15 protein-coding genes, 2 tRNA genes and 1 pseudogene are annotated in these 17524 nt (G+C 44.9%); 9 read left to right on the forward strand and 9 right to left on the reverse strand.

The features are described from left to right. Positions 1 to 106 precede the first annotated feature (106 nt). The 7 genes from ICN40_RS08325 (at position 107) to ICN40_RS08355 (ending at position 7637) form a co-directional block, all read left to right on the forward strand. On the forward strand, positions 107 to 1318 hold the full coding sequence (locus tag ICN40_RS08325) for a phosphoglycerate kinase (RefSeq protein ID WP_216243341.1): 1212 nt from the start codon (positions 107 to 109) through the stop codon (positions 1316 to 1318). Between the two features lie 2 nt (positions 1319 to 1320). Next, positions 1321 to 2757 (forward strand): pyruvate kinase, encoded by a 1437-nt coding sequence (gene pyk, locus ICN40_RS08330; protein WP_216243342.1) that lies wholly within the window; start codon positions 1321 to 1323, stop codon positions 2755 to 2757. Between the two features lie 66 nt (positions 2758 to 2823). After that, on the forward strand, positions 2824 to 3888 hold the full coding sequence (fba, locus tag ICN40_RS08335; RefSeq protein WP_216243343.1) for a class II fructose-bisphosphate aldolase: 1065 nt from the start codon (positions 2824 to 2826) through the stop codon (positions 3886 to 3888). 7 nt (positions 3889 to 3895) lie between these two features. Then, the gene (locus tag ICN40_RS08340) at positions 3896 to 4795 is read left to right on the forward strand and encodes a phosphoribosylaminoimidazolesuccinocarboxamide synthase (protein WP_216243344.1); all 900 of its coding nucleotides are present in this window, start codon (positions 3896 to 3898) and stop codon (positions 4793 to 4795) included. 49 nt (positions 4796 to 4844) lie between these two features. Beyond that, a complete protein-coding gene (purE, locus tag ICN40_RS08345; protein WP_216243346.1) occupies positions 4845 to 5339 on the forward strand; it encodes a 5-(carboxyamino)imidazole ribonucleotide mutase in 495 nt (164 codons plus the stop codon). Positions 5340 to 5343: 4 nt separating this feature from the next. After that, positions 5344 to 6528 carry a 5-(carboxyamino)imidazole ribonucleotide synthase gene (locus ICN40_RS08350; protein WP_216243347.1) on the forward strand — a complete coding sequence of 395 codons (1185 nt, stop codon included), beginning with the start codon at positions 5344 to 5346 and terminating at the stop codon, positions 6526 to 6528. A gap of 2 nt (positions 6529 to 6530) precedes the next feature. After that, positions 6531 to 7637, forward strand: coding sequence for an L-threonylcarbamoyladenylate synthase (locus tag ICN40_RS08355; RefSeq protein WP_072582785.1), 1107 nt, complete (start codon positions 6531 to 6533; stop codon positions 7635 to 7637). Here the strand turns inward: ICN40_RS08355 and dacB are convergent. The 7 genes from dacB to ICN40_RS08390 form a co-directional block, all read right to left on the reverse strand. Then, on the reverse strand, positions 7583 to 9112 hold the full coding sequence (gene dacB, locus ICN40_RS08360; protein ID WP_216243349.1) for a D-alanyl-D-alanine carboxypeptidase/D-alanyl-D-alanine-endopeptidase: 1530 nt from the start codon (positions 9110 to 9112) through the stop codon (positions 7583 to 7585). The two genes, ICN40_RS08355 and dacB, sit on opposite strands and share 55 nt — an antisense overlap. A gap of 31 nt (positions 9113 to 9143) precedes the next feature. After that, positions 9144 to 11570, reverse strand: a complete 2427-nt coding sequence (locus tag ICN40_RS08365; RefSeq protein ID WP_216243351.1) for an ATP-binding protein — start codon at positions 11568 to 11570, stop codon at positions 9144 to 9146. Between the two features lie 6 nt (positions 11571 to 11576). Continuing rightward, positions 11577 to 12200: a response regulator transcription factor gene (locus tag ICN40_RS08370; RefSeq protein WP_072582788.1), complete on the reverse strand. Its 624-nt coding sequence runs from the start codon at positions 12198 to 12200 to the stop codon at positions 11577 to 11579. Continuing rightward, positions 12200 to 13042, reverse strand: coding sequence for a diguanylate phosphodiesterase (locus ICN40_RS08375; protein ID WP_216243353.1), 843 nt, complete (start codon positions 13040 to 13042; stop codon positions 12200 to 12202). The genes ICN40_RS08370 and ICN40_RS08375 overlap by 1 nt, the downstream gene beginning before the upstream one ends. Before the next feature lie 338 nt (positions 13043 to 13380). Further along, entirely contained in the window at positions 13381 to 14496 is a 1116-nt protein-coding gene (locus tag ICN40_RS08380) for an ATP-binding protein (RefSeq protein ID WP_216243355.1), read from the reverse strand. Further along, positions 14471 to 15289 carry a response regulator gene (locus ICN40_RS08385; protein WP_216243357.1) on the reverse strand — a complete coding sequence of 273 codons (819 nt, stop codon included), beginning with the start codon at positions 15287 to 15289 and terminating at the stop codon, positions 14471 to 14473. The genes ICN40_RS08380 and ICN40_RS08385 overlap by 26 nt, the downstream gene beginning before the upstream one ends. Before the next feature lie 124 nt (positions 15290 to 15413). Beyond that, complete coding sequence (locus tag ICN40_RS08390) at positions 15414 to 15740, reverse strand: hypothetical protein (RefSeq protein WP_216243359.1); 327 nt, start codon at positions 15738 to 15740, stop codon at positions 15414 to 15416. 179 nt (positions 15741 to 15919) lie between these two features. Between ICN40_RS08390 and ICN40_RS08395 the strand changes: the two genes are divergently transcribed. Continuing rightward, positions 15920 to 16009 (forward strand) — tRNA-Ser (locus ICN40_RS08395). Between the two features lie 3 nt (positions 16010 to 16012). Then, a tRNA-Thr gene (locus tag ICN40_RS08400) sits at positions 16013 to 16088 on the forward strand. A 91-nt stretch (positions 16089 to 16179) separates the two neighbouring features. Here the strand turns inward: ICN40_RS08400 and ICN40_RS08405 are convergent. Continuing rightward, a complete protein-coding gene (locus tag ICN40_RS08405) occupies positions 16180 to 17283 on the reverse strand; it encodes a hypothetical protein (protein WP_216243361.1) in 1104 nt (367 codons plus the stop codon). 118 nt (positions 17284 to 17401) lie between these two features. Next, a pseudogene (locus ICN40_RS11740) lies at positions 17402 to 17524 on the reverse strand (IS30 family transposase); the annotation flags it as partial.

The following is a 17524-nucleotide window of genomic DNA, read 5'->3' on the forward strand; positions in this document are numbered from 1 at the left end:
TTGTAGAGCAGGCAGGGCAGTCTGTCGGCTCCGATCCTCGGGGGTGGATGGGCCAAGAGCCTTTAGAATGGAACATTCCCCATAAACCACTTCTTTACCAAAACTCATGCCGGAATCCTTATTTAAAGTTAAGCGTTTAAGTGAATTAGCCCAATCAGGTCAATTAAAGGGTAAGCGGGTATTTATCCGTGCCGATTTGAACGTTCCGCAAGATGAGGCAGGCAACATTACAGAAGACACGCGTATTCGGGCATCGATGCCTGCTGTACAGATGTGTTTGGATGCTGGGGCAGCAGTGATGGTGACTTCGCATTTAGGTCGTCCAACCGAAGGGGAATTTAAACCCGAAGATAGTTTGGCTCCGGTAGCCGATCGCATTGCCAGTTTGCTGAATCGTAAAGTGCCTTTAATTAGCGATTGGGTGAATGGCGGCTTTGAAGTGAATCCTGGCGAGGTAGTCCTGCTGGAAAACTGTCGTCTCAATGTGGGTGAGAAAAAGAATAGCGACGAATTAGCGAAAAAAATTGCTGCATTGTGTGATGTGTATGTCAACGATGCATTTGGTACGGCGCATCGCGCTGAAGCCACCACCTACGGTGTAGCGAAGTTCGCACCAGTAGCGTGTGCCGGTCCTTTGATGGCTGCTGAATTAGATGCGCTAAGTCGTGCACTAGCCAGTCCAAAACGTCCTTTAGTCGCCATTGTTGCTGGATCTAAAGTTTCATCCAAGCTTACTATTTTGAAGGCCTTGTCTGAGAAAGTGGATGAGCTCATCGTTGGTGGCGGCATTGCAAACACCTTCATGCTGGCCAAAGGTTTGCCTATTGGTAAATCTCTTGCTGAGCCTGATTTGGTTGATGAAGCTAGAGAGATCATGGAGATCATGGAAAAGCGTGGCGCTCATGTGCCGATTCCTGAAGACGTAGTGGTTGCCAATGAGTTGTCTCCATTAGCCCGCGCAAACCGCGTACCTGCGGATCAGGTTGCAGAAGACGACATGATCTTGGACATTGGTCCAAAGACTGCTGCACGTTTATCCATCATGCTCGCTCACGCTGGCACGATTGTTTGGAATGGTCCATTGGGCGTATTTGAAATTGATCAATTTGGAGGCGGTACCAAGATGTTGGCCGCAGCCATTGCGCACTCACCTGCATTCTCGATTGCTGGTGGCGGCGATACTTTGGCGGCGATTGCAAAGTACGGTATTGAGAATCAAGTGGATTACATCTCTACTGGTGGCGGCGCTTTCTTAGAGTTCTTAGAAGGCAAAACCTTGCCAGCCTTTGCGGTACTTGCTGAAAGAGCGAAAGACTAAATATGTTGAGAGCAACCAAGATCATTGCAACCTTAGGACCTGCTTCCGAGAAGCCCGAAGTGTTGCGTGACATGATTCGTGCGGGTGTAGATGTAGTGCGCATGAATTTCTCTCACGGTACCGTTGCTGACCATAAAGCGCGTCACGATTTAGTGCGAACTATCTCCGCTGAAGTGGGTAAAGAGGTTGGCATCATGGCCGACTTACAGGGCCCCAAAATTCGTGTGGGTAAATTTGCGGATAGCAAAATTCTTCTGAAAGAAGGTGACAAATTTACTCTGGATGTTGATTGCGAGATGGGTAGCCAAGGGTGCGTTGGTCTTGACTACAAGGAGTTGCCAGGCGACGTAAAGCCGGGCGACCGTCTTTTGTTAAATGATGGTTTAGTGGTGCTGACGGTTGACAGTGTTAGAGGCGGAGAGATATTTACGATTGTTGAGCAGGGCGGACCACTCTCCAATAACAAAGGTATTAATCGTGCTGGTGGTGGCTTAACTGCTCCTGCGCTGACTGAAAAAGATATTGCTGACTTAGATGCCGCAATTTCAATGGGCGTAGATTTCTTGGCGATTAGCTTTCCTAAAGACGGTGCTGATATGGCCTATGCCCGTCAGTTGGCAGATGCTGCAAGCGTCAAGTATGGTGTTGGCAAAGTCAGAACCATTGCCAAGGTAGAGCGTGCAGAAGCGATTGAGCCTGAAGCCCTTAAAAGCATTATTGCTGAGAGTGACGGCATCATGGTTGCTCGTGGGGATCTCGCCATTGAAGTGGGTAATGCAGCAGTGCCTGCATTACAAAAGCGCATGATTGCTTGGGCGCGTGAGGCAGATAAATTTACGATTACGGCTACGCAAATGATGGAGTCGATGATTAATGCGCCAGTACCAACGCGTGCAGAAGTCAGCGACGTTGCTAATGCGGTATTGGACGGCACTGATGCGGTGATGTTATCTGCTGAGTCTGCTGCAGGCATGTATCCAGTGCAAACCATTAAGGCAATGGCAGAGATCTGCGTTGAGGCAGAAAAGTCAGATCGCGTGAAACTCGATACCGACTTCTTGGATCAGACTTTTACTCGTATCGATCAAACGATTGCCTTGGGAGCCTTATTTACTGCCCATCATTTGAATGCCGACGCGATCGCAGCTTTAACTGACTCCGGCTCAACGGCAATTTGGATGAGTCGTCATAATATTCACGTACCAATCTTTGCGTTGACCTCCAAGATCGCTACGCAGCGTGCATTAAGCACCTATCGCAATGTCACCCCAATCGGCTTGGATTACACAAAAGATCGTGACACCGCGCTACAAGAGGTAGAGACTTGCCTGAAAAAATTGGGCGCTGTCAAAACAGGTGATACCGTTGTGCTCACCTCAGGTGAGCCCATGGGCGAGCCTGGTGGCACTAATACCCTCAAGATTATTCATGTGAAGTAATTCGCATTTAAAAAGATTCAAAACAGATTTATTTTTAACCTCCTTACTATTTATTAAGAGAACATCATGGCTTTAGTATCTTTAAGACAACTCTTGGATCATGCTGCTGAAAACGGTTACGGCCTGCCAGCATTTAATGTGAATAACTTAGAGCAAGTAACGGCGATTATGGAAGCGGCAAATGAAGCTGACTCCCCAGTCATCATGCAAGCTTCAGCAGGCGCACGTAAATATGCTGGTGAAGCATTCTTGCGCCATCTGATTTCTGCTGCGGTTGAGGCTTATCCGCATATTCCGGTGGTGATGCATCAAGACCACGGTCAAAGCCCGGCAGTTTGTATGGCTGCGATCAAAAGTGGTTTTACCAGCGTGATGATGGATGGTTCCTTAGAGGCTGATGGCAAAACAGTGGCTAGTTATGAGTACAACGTAGGGGTTTCTAAAGAGGTGGTGAAGTTCTCTCATTCCATCGGAGTTACGGTTGAGGCTGAATTAGGCGTATTGGGCTCATTGGAGACAATGCAGGGTGATAAAGAAGATGGTCATGGTGCTGATGGCAAGATGACTCGTGAGCAATTATTGACTGACGTTGAGCAAGCCGCTGATTTTGTGAAAGAAACCCAGTGTGATGCTTTAGCGATTGCGATTGGCACTAGCCATGGCGCATATAAGTTCAGCAAAATGCCAACAGGCGATATTTTGGCAATTGATCGCATTAAAGAAATTCATGCGCGCATCCCAAACACCCATTTAGTAATGCACGGTTCTTCGAGTGTCCCACAAGAATTGCTCGCTGAGATTCGTGAATTCGGTGGCGATATGAAGGAGACCTACGGCGTTCCTGTAGAAGAGATTCAAGAAGGTATTAAGAACGGTGTTCGTAAGATCAATATCGATACGGATATTCGTTTGGCGATGACTGGTGCGATCCGCCGTTACTTTATTGAAAATCCAAGCAAGTTTGACCCACGCGATTATTTGAAGCCAGCTCGTGAAGCCGCTAAGAAGGTTTGTATTGCACGCTTCCAGGCATTTGGTTCTGCTGGTCAAGCCTCTAAAATTAAACCGATTTCTTTAGAGCAGATGGCTGAGCTATACAAGAGCGGCAAATTAACACAAATTGTGAAGTGATTTAAATATGCCTGCTTTGTACGCTACCTCTATTAAGTCTTTACCTTTGTTATCCAAAGGTAAAGTGCGCGATGTTTATGCATTAGATGACGACAAGTTATTGATGATTACTACTGACCGTCTTTCTGCGTTTGATGTGGTGATGGGTGAGCCCATTCCTGAGAAAGGTGTAGTTCTCAATCAAATGGCTAATTTTTGGTTTGATAAATTAGCTGCAGTGATTCCCAATCATTTGACTGGTATTGATCCTGCTACCGTGGTGGCAGCGGATGAGGTTAACCAAGTCAAGGGTCGTGCAGTAGTGGCTAAACGCTTAAAGCCCATTTTGGTTGAGGCAGTAGTTCGTGGTTACTTGGCTGGTAGTGGCTGGAAAGACTACAAAGAAACTGGCAAGGTTTGCGGTATTGCTTTGCCGGAAGGTTTGGAGAATGCCCAGAAATTACCTGAGCCTATTTTTACTCCTGCTGCTAAAGCGGAGTTTGGGCAACATGATGAAAACATCTCATTTGAAAAAGTCATCGAGCTCATTGGTGAAAAGTTAGCCAATCAAATTCGTGAAGTGAGTATTCGTTTGTACAAAGAGGCCTCTGAGTACGCTGCTACTCGTGGAATCATCATTGCCGATACCAAGTTTGAATTTGGGCTAGATGCCAATGGGCAGTTGGTACTGATGGATGAGATCCTGACGGCCGACTCTTCTCGTTTTTGGCCTGCAGAAACCTACTATGTAGGTTCAAACCCACCTTCTTATGACAAGCAGTTTGTGCGTGATTGGCTGGAAACCGCGATGGTGGATGGTAAGTTATGGCCTAAAACAGCCCCCGCACCGCAATTGCCAGCGGATGTGATTGAAAAGACTGCCCAGAAGTATCGTGAAGCGCTTACCCGTCTTACTGAGACTTCTTGAGTCAGGGATAATAGAGTCCTTAATGGTTATAAGGCATTTGGAGAGGTAAATGAGCAAGAAGCCAATCGTCGGAATAGTGATGGGATCCAATTCAGATTGGGACACCATGCAGCACGCCGCTCAAATGCTTGAGCAATTTGGCATTGCTCATGAGGCAAAAGTACTCTCCGCACACCGCATGCCAGACGATATGTTTCAGTATGCAGAAAAAGCGCAAGCCAATGGCTTGCAGGCGATCATTGCTGGAGCGGGTGGCGCAGCCCATTTACCAGGCATGCTTGCCTCAAAAACCATTGTTCCTGTTTATGGCGTACCTGTCGCTAGTAAATATTTGCGTGGTGAAGACTCTCTTTACTCTATTGTGCAGATGCCTAAAGGTATTCCGGTTGCTACTTTTGCGATTGGTGAAGCCGGCGCAGCAAATGCTGCTTTGCATGTGATTGCAGGTTTAGCTTTGCATGATGCTGAATTAGCTAAGCGCTTAGAAGATTTCCGTGCCAAGCAGTCTGATGCTGCACGCTCAATGAATTTGCCGGGATATTAATTACATGGCAGATCGTATGGAACCCATTTTGCCGGGTTCATATTTAGGAATTTTAGGTGGCGGTCAATTGGGGCGGATGTTTACTCAAGCCGCTCAAGCGATGGGCTACAAGGTTTGCGTACTCGACCCTGGCTCTGATAGTCCCGCAGGCTCCATTGCCGAAAAATTTATTCAAGCGCAATACACTGACAGCGCCGCTTTAAAAGAGATGGCTGCATTGTGTTCATCAGTGAGCACTGAATTTGAAAACGTTCCCGCTCAAGCTTTAGATGAGCTTGAGTCTTTGGGTGTGTTTGTGGCGCCGCGCAGTAGCTGCGTTTCTCTTGCCCAAAATCGTATTGCCGAGAAAAATTTCTTAGCTACCTGGAAGTCAGAAACCAATATTGGCCCAGCTCCCAACTTTGTAATTGAGCATGAGGCTGATATTGCCCATACTCCAAAGGAGCTCTTCCCTGGAATCTTAAAGACTGCACGCATGGGCTATGACGGCAAAGGTCAGGCGACTGTTTATAGCGTAGAAGAATTGACTACCGCATGGAATGAGTTCGGGCGCGTACCTTGTGTTTTAGAAAAGCGCATGGAATTAGATTTTGAAGTGTCAGCTTTGGTAGTGCGTGGTTATGACGATGCTGTAGTAGCCTATCCAGTGGCCCAAAATATCCATCGTGACGGTATTTTGCATACCTCGACTGTGCCAGCCCCTTCACTGAAGCCTGCTCAGGAAAAGAAAATCATTGATGCAGCCAAGGCGCTGATTCGGAAGATCGATTACGTTGGTGTTCTTTGCGTAGAATTCTTTGTGCTGAAGAACGGCGACATCGTGGCTAATGAAATCGCACCACGCCCGCACAACTCTGGTCACTACACCATGGATGCTTGTGTGAGCAGTCAGTTTGAACAGCAGGTACGAGCAATGGCTCGTTTGCCTTTGGGTGATACCCGTCAGCTTGCGCCTGTATCCATGTTGAACTTGTTGGGTGATCTTTGGTTTGAGGGTAGTGAAGATCAACCAAAAGAGCCTGCATGGAATAAAGTTCTGGCTCACCCTGATGCAAAGCTACACCTGTATGGCAAATCTGCGCCACGCATTGGTAGAAAAATGGGTCACATTAACTGCTTAGGCGAGAATCTCAATGAGGCTCGGAAAAATTGCGTAGCTGTTGCTACCGAACTAGGGATCGAGCCCTAGAAATGTCCGCAGACAGTACCCACTTGCAATCTTCTGCAGTGATTAATGAGGCAGTACAAAGCTTGCGTGACGGTGGTTTGGTTGCATTCCCCACAGAGACCGTTTATGGCTTGGGCGCGGATGCTAAAAATCCTGAAGCGATTAAGAAAATCTTTACCGCTAAGGGTCGCCCATCAAATCACCCCCTAATTGTTCATTTAGCTGCGCCAGATAAATTCGATCAAACTCAAATCGATTGGGTTGCGCTCTTGGCACCGTGGGTAAGAGACTTATCCGAGGAAGCCTTAAAGCTCATTAACGCCTTTTGGCCAGGGCCATTAACTTTAGTCTTCAAGAAAGATAAAAGTGTTTTAAATGAACTGACTGGCGGCCAAGATACGGTAGCGATTCGGGCTCCTTCTCATCCTGTTGCACAGGAGTTATTACGTAAATTTAAAGGCGGAGTTGTTGCGCCATCAGCCAATCGCTTTGGTAAGGTATCGCCGACTAGTGCTGCCGACGTCCGTAATGAGTTCGAGGGTATGTTGGATTTAATGATTTTGGATGGTGGCGATTGTGAAGTCGGTATCGAGTCAACCATCATTGATTTGTCATCTGGCGATAAGGCTGTGCTACTCAGACCCGGCGCAATCACTCCAAGTGAAATTTTTACCAAGACAGGTGTAAAGGTTTATCAGCCTGGAGAAGTAAAAGGGAATGAAGCGCCCAATGAAGCAACGGCAGATCTACCAAGGGTATCTGGAAGTCTCAAAGCCCATTACGCACCAACTACGCCTTTGCGCCTATATGCCCCGGGTCGTGTCTTGGATGCCTTGACTGAATATCCAGATATTAAATCGCGCGTTGCTGTAGCGGTGTGGGATTCAGAATCCTCCTTAAGCGAAGATGGGCATCCTTCGGCCCACTTTGAGGAGGTTGAGGTTCCAAGCGATAGCGGTGCCTTTGCGAGTCGGCTATATCGCTCCTTGCGTGATTTAGATCAGCAAGGTTGGGATTTGATTTTGTTCCCTGAACCGCCAGCGGGCGAGGAGTGGGACGGCGTTAGAGATCGTCTTCAGCGCGCATGCTTTGGTTCTGGCCCATCTTCAAGCAGCCACGATAGCAACTGATCGTGCGCCTCTAGACCCCTCCAAGCATTGGGGTGGTTGATGAATGAAGTCACCGCATACATCTTTCCAGATTTACTCATTACATAACCTGAGATCGCTCGCACATCTGCAAGAGAACCGGTTTTAATTCTGGCTTCTGGTTTTTTCTTCAGATGTAAAAACTTGCGTAGTTGAACCATTAAGCGATTGCGCATCGTGCCATCGGTACCTGCAATTGGTAGGCTGTTATATAAAATATCACCCACTGGTAAATTACGAGCAGTGAGCAAGAGCTGATTCATTTGACTGGCAGAGATTGCTTCGTTGCGAGATAGCCCAGAGCCATTCTCAATCACCAGCCCCTGAAAGTCCAAACCATTTTGTTTGAGCCAACTCTGAATCACTAACTCACCATTGGCAGTTGTTGCTGGCTTACCCATTTTCTCTAAAGCCATAGTCAAAAGAACTTGGCGTGCCATGACGTTATTTGAGTACTTGTTGATGTCTAAGACATCATCGGCAAGTTTGCTGCCTTCAAATTGCAAAAGAAGTCGGGCGGCTAAAGGAACTGAACCATCTTTACCGATAGGAGCTTGTGCCCAGCTGCCACCAGCTAATTCCCAGGCGGCTGCGAAGCCTTGCGTTAGAAAGGTATTGGCGTCAAGCGCAACAACGTTAAAGTTCACTCCCTTACAGGAGCTTGGGAACGCCCCAGAGAACTGTGCAGTTAAAGGCTGATCGGTATTGGTGACACCTTCCGGATCTAAATTAAAGCGGATATTGCTTTTCCAGTTATCGCATGAGCGATCGACCAGCTGCATTTGGTTGGATACCTTTAGCTGGGAGAGGGATGGGGTGTAACTAATGTCAATAAAATCCGCAGTGCGTGACTTACCTAGTTGAAACGACAAAGTTCTAAATGCATAGAGCAGAGGATCTGGCGGAACGTTGTATGCACGCAGAGCTTCGCCATCAATAGTATTTTGCTCCATGACATTAGCCGCATAAGCACTGCGATCAAAGAATAGATTGCCATCAATCTTCTGGATACCCAGACCTTGAAGGTCCTTCATCATCTTAGCTAACTCTTCCGGAACAAGCTTGGGATCACCAGTTCCCTGTAAATATAAATTACCTTTCAGAGCTCCCTGACGAATAACACCATCGGTATAGACATTAGTGCGCCAACGATATTGAGGACCTAAGATGTCTAAACCAGAAAGCGTTGTTAATAACTTCATCGTTGAAGCGGGGTTCATTGGATCGCCACCGCGCCAATCTAAAACTTTCTTAGCTACATTCTTTCCGGGGCGACCGGGTTCGATCTCTAGAACTGAAATACTTACCGTATCAAGAGGAATTTGATTGCGCTCGAGGCTACTCGCTACGGATGGTGGAATTACTGGGGATGCAGTCTCGCCGGCAAAGGCTAAAGAACTAGCCGTCCAAAGGAGGATTGCGATAAAAGCGGATGGGCGAAGAGGAGAAAAACGCATCTCCCATAGGATAAACCCACCGCATCAAAGATTAAAGCTTTGCATATTGAGATTGATACCTAGTAATAATTAGATTTTGGTCCTCCAGCAATTGAATAAAGGTGGTAATTCGAGCATCTAAATTCTTCTCTTGCTCCAGGACCTCACATGCCCTAGTAAAGTTTTTGGCATTGAGGAGCTGAGCCCCTCCTTTGACTTTATGAACCATGTTTCTGAAGGCGCCTTCATCTACGGCTTCATTTCTTAGGGTGAGTAGGGTCTCATCATGCACCTTTTTAATTTCTTCCAAGATCACCAGAATGTACTCTGGGCTATTTCTGAGGAGGTTTCCAAAGGCATCAAATGAATACTCCTCCAGACCTCCAGTTTGAGTTGTAGTCTCAGTTAATTCTTCGACTTGGAAATAGCGTGACAGCTCATTCTCTAAAGTCATGAGACTTAAAGGTTTGATCAGGACACCATTCATGCCCGCCTCCAAGAATTGATGGCGTGAATCTAGGGCATAGATATCTGCAGTAATGCCGATGATGATGAGATCTTGATTGCCTGTATTACGTATGTGCTTGGCAAGCTCTGAACCCTGCATGCCTGGGATAGATTGATCGGTTAGCAGAAGATCAAAATGCCGTTGACTGATGAGATCCAGAGCTGTGGTGGCGTTATCGCAAACCGATACTTCAATCCCTAAGGCTTGAAGTTGAAGCGAGATAATTTGGCGACTTGCAGCATGATCTTCAACAACTAATGCTTGTAATGAGGACTCATTATTTTGAGCATGCTTGGAGACTAGCTTTCTGGATATATTGCTATGTTCAGGTCTTGAGGCTCTGTTTGCAGCAATGCTGGTGCGTGGAAATGCAACGCAAAAATGAATATTGCTACCAAAGCCAGGTGCGCTCTCAAAGTAAAGTTGGCTGTTCATGGAGGTAACTAAGTGGTTGGTAATGGTAAGGCCAAGACCAGTGCCATTCGCTTGTTCGGTATTGCCTGGTATTTGCTCAAAAGCTTGGAGTGCTATGGCAATCTCTTCTGTACCCATGCCAACACCGGTATCAATGACTCTGAATTCAACTAATTGTCCCGCATGATCATCTGCCAGCACGCTGATAGAGAAATAGATTTCACCATGATCGGTGAACTTAATGGCGTTACTAATCAGGTTCTGCAGTATTTGGCGTAAACGTAAAGAATCCAACAACAAGACTTCTGCAATGCGCGGATCTTTAGAAGTATGTAGCTTGAGACTCTGTCTATGGGCCACGGTCGAAAATGCCGAATCGATGTCATCAATCAAAGCATTGAGATTGCAGGGCTCAATATTGAGTGTAAGCTTGCCTGCCTCTATCTTTGATAGATCCAAAACCTGGTTTAGGATTCCCAAAAGAGATTCTGCTGATGAGTGTGCGCTCTTCAGTAAAGTTTTTTCATTTGCAGGTAGGGAGCTGCTGAGCAATAACTCCTGCACTCCCAAAATGGCATTCATTGGCGTACGGATCTCATGACTCATTGTGGCTAGGAAGACAGACTTTGCAGCGTTTGCATTTTCTGCCTGCTCCTTCGATGAAATAAGGTGTTTCGCTTCTTGTTTTTGAATTGTTTGTCTCTGATGCATACGCCAAAGCAAGGTAAAGCCTATCAGTAGGATTGCCAAAGTGGAGAGCCAAGGTAAATGGTTGGGTGGGGATGAGTGGCCTCTTTCAAAAGTAGACACGTTGATGTTAAAAAGATCTCGTGATGCGATTGGATCTAGATTATTGAGAAACTGCTCAAGTACTCCATGCAAAGCTTCATCTTGATTCGAGATAAGCCAGCGATATTCAAAGGGCTCTCTACTGTAAAGCCCGTCAACCTGTAACTTGTCTGCGTTTAATTTCTGAATGAGTTGTTGCGCAAGACGAAGCGGTAAGACAAGCGCTTCAATATCGTTTTTGAGAAGATCAAATACTAATTTTTCCGCATGGCCGGATACGCTGGCTTGGGGGTGATTGGGTATTGGTGGATTTTCAAAGCCACGGTCAAAGTAGGCGATATTAATTGGCTCAATAGGCGCATCGTTTTTGGACCGTTTAGTCAGAATAGCGTCATGCCCCCAAAAGATTGCTTCTGATAAGGACCCAAATTTCAGATACTCATCATCTATAGCGGGCGGATCAATGATGAAATCTACCTCTCCATTGGCTAGTTGCTGAAGCCCCTCTCGATCGCTCTTTCGCCACTTCGGTAAAAACTCCTGTTGGGTAAATTCGCTGAGCTTTTTTAGAAAGCAATGGAAAACCCCAGACTCACCCTTTTCATTGGCATCCAAGTAAGGTGCATATTTTTCATGAATGCTAAAACGTACTACGGGATGGGCATCGATCCACCGTTGCTCGGCTGAGTTCAGTAAGTTCGCATAGGTATTTCCTAATATCCCATTTAATAGGATAAAGAGGCATATGCGGGTGATGGATCGATGCATGCTGATTTAGCTTTCGATAATGTTGTTCATGCGACAGAACAAAATCAAGTCTGCAATATTGTTAATACCTAGCTTGTCAAAAACTCTGGTCTTATAAGTGGCTACTGTCTTATTGCTGATATGTAGCATTTCAGAGATTTGTTGGTTTGAGTTCCCTTTGCCCAGGTATTTCATAACCTGTAACTCACGATCAGAAATTAACGCAAGCTTATCGTTGTCACTTAATGAGCTATTGCCATTTTTGCCGTGAGTGAAAAAGTTATAGCCTTGGGATATTGCAACGCAGGCAGCTAGGATGACATCTGCACCTGCAGTTTTGTTTACAAAACCATGTCCACCTAATGAGCGCACTCTCCCGCCATAAACAGCCTCGTCCATGCTAGAAAGAACCAGCATTCGAACTTCGGGATACATTAATCCAATACGGCGTATAACATCAAAGCCATCCGTCTTGGGCATATCGAGATCCAAGATCACCATATTGGGGTTCACCTCTTTCATGGACCTAAGGCACTCCTCTCCATTCTGAGCTTGCCCTGCGATCTCAAATAGCAACTGGTCCTGCAACATACTTTTAAGAGCCATCAGCATTGCCGGATGGTCATCTACCAACATCACGCGTTTTCTCATTACTTGTCTCCGTTTTGGTTTGGGTGTTGATGAGGGTGCAGCGAAAAAATGGCTTTAGCGATACGGCTATCGTTAATCTGCAGCATCTGATGGCGGCTTACAGGCGACATCATGAGACCACCATAAGAATGGTCAGCAATCAGAGTGGAGGCGTTTTCTAAATCTTTTACCAATCCAATATTGCTGGCATAAATTTGTGTAGGTGAATAGGGCGATTGCCTGAGTTGAGAAAGGGCATCGCTTGCCATCTCATGTTCACGTATTTGACTCATATCGATATGAACGCCTTCTAATTGCATTTCCGTGATCCACTGCAACTCTTCAATGCTTCCAGTGAATGTAAGGAAGTGCAACAAGACGCCAAGCCGTCGCAAACGAAGTAATCCTTCTTTGCAAGCATCAGCGCTGTCGGGCTCAGGAATAGTTTGAATACCGATACTTACCAAGCCCACTGGTAGGCGTGAGTTCAAAATCAGTTCACTCATTGCATCCACGTAGCCGCTTGAGGCTATGGCATGTGTTGGTATTGGCAAAATTCCAGGAATAAAGCGACCACTGCGATACCAATATGCGATGGTGTCCAAGCCTTCCATAAAAAGGCGTAGCAATTGCACGTCAGAGGCAGTCAGTAATGGTCTAAATAAAGATCCTGTCAGTTTGGTTCCCTTGCGGTTAAAAATGGGTTCATGACTAATCGCTTGTCGTTTAGACCAGGATTGGTGTTCTTCAAGGGCTTGGTTACTAAGGCCAAGCCAGGGATCGCCACAGGCGTCTCGTACTTCTTGGAAGGGTTTGTTCTTCCATGCCTTTACAAGCGTGTACAGCCGGGATTTCGGGCTCATCAGCATTCTCCAATCGGTGACTATCCAGTCTAGGCAGGACGGATTGGAGCGGTAAGGGCTTTAAGCTGATTTATCTGTAGGAATTGACCTACCAGCCTGTCCCTATTATAAAAATAGGCTAAATCTGATGATATTTAGCCATCTTAAAAATGTCAGCGCTTATAAATCAATAGGTTGCAAATTTTTAATCAGTTAGCTTGAAAACGATTCGTCAAGCATCTTGAAAATTACACCCATATTTATCATATATCTTGAAAATATTGCTTCGAGCCCTCAAAGTCCGGGAACTCTTTCGCAAATTTTCTTGCAATGTGTGAGGAATGCTTAAAATAAAAAGTCTATCCAGACCTGCCCCTACTGGGTGCATCATGTGCATAAAAGGTAAAGGTGTTGCGTGCCAAATCATGACCGTTTAATTTAGTCTTAAGGAGAGTGCTTGAGGCCTTAATTGTTGTGCCGTTTGCTTGTGCTGCGGCTTGAGCAACATAGAGTCCAATCCCCATCCCTGCCGAATTAATTTTTTTTGCGGAAGCCCCTCTGTAGCCTCGTTGATAGATCATTTTTATCTCATCATCGTCAAGATAGGGCCCAATTGAAACTATTGAAATCTTAGTGCTCTGGCCCTGCTCTTCAAAGTGAACTTCTACATTCTGATTGCCTAGGGAGTATTTGAGGGCATTATTAAGAAGAGCCATCGGTATTATTTTGAATGAGTCAAATACCTTATATTCGGATCTACATGATCCGACAAAATTAACTATCTTTTTAGTTCTCTCATCGCTTTGAGTGCTTAGAATGAAAGTTAGTTTGTGGATTAATTTATAAGGCATTACAGAAATTAATTCTCCCAGGCCTGCGCTATCTGGATTGAGAAATACGGTAAGCAAATCAAATGTATCTACCAAAATCTGAGATGCTTTAAATATCGTTTTCTCGATTCGCGAGGATGCATTAAATTTTTCTTCAAGAGTTACCCCTGGCTTACCTTGGATCAGATATTCTGCTGCAATTTTAATTTCTTCTGCTAGCTTCGGCGTTTCATGAAGAGCCTCTAGCTTCTCGCCGAGATCCAAGTCACGCTCCTCTTGCAAGATTTTATCGAGTTGTTTAATGGACTCAATCCAGTTATTAACATCGGATTGACTAATTGCCCTTCCTTTTAGCTCATGCTTCCTTTGAGTTCCAAATTTTTTACCTAGCACCTCTCTATTTGAAAGGCTTGTTAGGCCATAGATAACAAGATGAATGCCAGAAACTGATGTTCCAAAATAAGTTAACCCATCTGAACAGACTGAACCCAAAAGCATTGGTCTTTCAGTTACACATGAGTGGGTTTTGCATTTTTTACAAATGCTTGGCTCCTGCATCAAAGAGGCTACTACATCGCCTCCAATTCTTGTGGGCCATGGAGCTCTAAAAGCGCTGGTCTTAAGGAGTTTCCTTATTTCCATCATTTTTTCTTATGAATTTAAAGCGATCAGTTAGGTCAATAATTCTTTCGTTGACGATTTTATTGGTTGAGAAAATAAGTGGCTTTTTTTTAGTCTTTTCTTGGACTTCTTTGATGACAAGATGATTAATTTTTAAAACATCGCCCTGAGACTGAAGTCCATTCATGCTTATTGCAGTGTCTAAGCTTTTAGCAACACCATGCAGAGAGAATAGAGGGGTCAAAATATCATTCACTGCGCTCGAAAGTTTATCCGCTTGAACTGGTTTTTTAAGTGCTAAATCTGCAAGTTTAAAAAATTCGGTTGTTGAAGGGTCATATCTCTTGCCCGATACTGCTATAACAAGCGGAGGTTTAAGGGCGGATTTTAGGGTTTTAATAATGAGCATCCCTCCTTTTTTGGGATCTTCAGGCACAACATTTGTTATATCTAAAATCACAAGGTCATAGCTTAGTAGCTCGTCAATGGCTGCCAGTGATATTGATGTGTAGATCGAAACTTTATAACCGAGATTTGCCAGCAGTTGACTCGCAATATTTCCTGGCTCGTCATCTACGATGGCTATCTTTATAGATTTCCTGCACTTTGCAGAGATGCTTGTTCCACTTGATCCAAACTTATCCAGAGCCCAAGATTCGATACTGCTGGGTATGTTTTTTTTAAAAAGTAGACGCACAATCCATCTGGTAAATATAAACATTGTGCCTATAAAGCTTAAGACTGCAATTAGATTGGCTAATGGACCCAAATCGTTCATCCATCCTATGAGTTGAGGGGAAATAATTTGGGTAATCATGCTAATAATGGGGCCTGTTTATTTTTGCATTAACCAATAACCTAGAAATAAGTTTTTCATTGAGGGTTGTTTGGGAAGGTTAAAAGGATCTGAAATTTGGTCTCAAGTCTATCGTCGCACATGACTACTTGGTAGATGCTCTATTGATTTCGCGATGAAGTCTTTTGTAATGCTCTATGGATGCTTTTGTTAAAGTCACCTTCTTAACTCGGCCATCATCTTCATGGTATTTGGTGGAAAGCAACTTTTTCTCTATCAATCTCTTAAGTACCGCATGAAGGGTTGCCTGGGACGCAATGTTTCTTTGATGAATTAAATCTCCAACAAAGATGGGTTGTTCCGAGAAATGCGCTTTAGCGGCCAAATCAAGTAATTCAATCTCGTGATAACTTAAGTCAAACTGCTTATTGAGTTGTTTAACTTGGTCCATTAACTTCAGATATTTCAGCATGGTGAATTCTTATTGAATTTTAGTATAAAAAATAGAATTAACTAGATATAGCGTTTATATCTGAATTGAAATAAATTAAATATCCCTCAAACATGGGGTTTCAGTATATGAAGCATGAGCGCTAGTTTTGATGTGTTTCAGTGCTCCACACTTAGCGCTACTCTCTATAATCAAATTACGGAAACGTGGCCGAGCGGCTGAAGGCACCGGTCTACTAAACCGGCATATTTGTAAAAGTATCGAGGGTTCGAATCCCTCCGTTTCCGCCAGTTGCCACTTTAGCTCAGTTGGTAGAGCAGTTCATTCGTAATGAAAAGGTCGCCAGTTCGATTCCGGCAAGCGGCACCAAATACTTTTGCCATCACAGTAATCCATGCTGGGATTCTCTGTGTAATATTCGATTGCAGCAAGCGCGCAAGGCTTTATCGATGGGCTGAGGCTAGCTGTGATTCTCTCGCAGCCAATTTAAGGCTGAAGCGGGCGACCAGAAGATCTCGCATTTGTGCTTAGCTAGTCCGAGGTGGCGCTGGGAAAGCATGTGCGCCAGGGGCTTTTCGGTGAGAAAAACGTCGCAGTAACCTAAAGCGGCAGCCGCATGATGAAAATCAAAAAGGTCATTGCCACAAAGATTTTTTGTTTTATTCCACCTAACGGCGGCATGGCAAGCTGCATAAATATACAAACTTGGTATCGATTGTGAAAATACCTTAAATTCCTTCTTATTAAGGTGGGCTAGCTTTACATCAAAATCTAAGCCCCGTTCAATGAGTTCCTTAACTAGTGCCGACATCTCATATTGAAAAAGACTAAGACCCCCTTCGAATTCGGCTCGAAATGCTTGAGGATAGCTGCCTATCATAGATTGGTGTGCATTATTTTCGGCATTTAGTTGTGTAGCTAGAGCCTCTTGGTTGAGCTGCAGTGGCACATCAATGTACCCCTGCAGGTCAACTAGAGAGGTATTCCAGATCAGGTCAGAAAACGCCTTCTGAATTACTAACTCCTCATCTCGTGAGAATGGCATATTGAATGGATGGGTTTCGCCGAGCACGTTGGCTAACTTTGTCCAAACAAGTTGCTGGAGAGGGATTAGGTCAATTATGCCTGCCTGCCCATAAAACGAGTTACATATCTCTTGGCGAACTCGCTCCTCAAACGAAATAAGTGATATACCAAGACTCAACTCATCAATTAACTGAGCGGTAGCACGCCTCGTTGATTTGTCAGATTGCTTAAGCAGTTCGATGAAAACAGATTCGGAAATTGGGCAAATCACCTTGCCTTTGCTGACCAAATTCTTCAGTAGAGCTAGCAAATCAAAAATCACCTTATCTTCGCCGTGACTTACAGAGGCGTCTCTAAACATGATCCAGAAGCGCTGGTCTAGGTAGATCCGCTGCATTGATGAAACTGCGGCCCCAAGTTGACAACGTTTATTATGTATATAGCTTTGAAGAGATACGTCTGGATTGAGGCGATGGAATGCAATACGTGATGATTCGAGCGAGGAATTAGATCCCCCGAACATAGTGGTGGCTAACATTTAGGAGTGGACCCCATCTTTCGAAATGATTTGTGTGGTAAAGGTATTGAGTGTATTGGAGACGCTAAATGGTTGCCAAAATTTTCAAGGTTTTTAACATTAATAATATTTCGTAGATTCAAACACGAAGTGCAACACGGTTTAAGGACTGCATAAATACTTCATTGGGGGTTTTAAATCCTAATCGTTTTCTAGGTCGGTTGTTTAAACGGTCTTGGATCATTCTAAGCTCCTTATCGGT

The sequence above is a fragment of the Polynucleobacter sp. Fuers-14 genome (genome assembly GCF_018882045.1).
Taxonomy (GTDB): domain Bacteria; phylum Pseudomonadota; class Gammaproteobacteria; order Burkholderiales; family Burkholderiaceae; genus Polynucleobacter.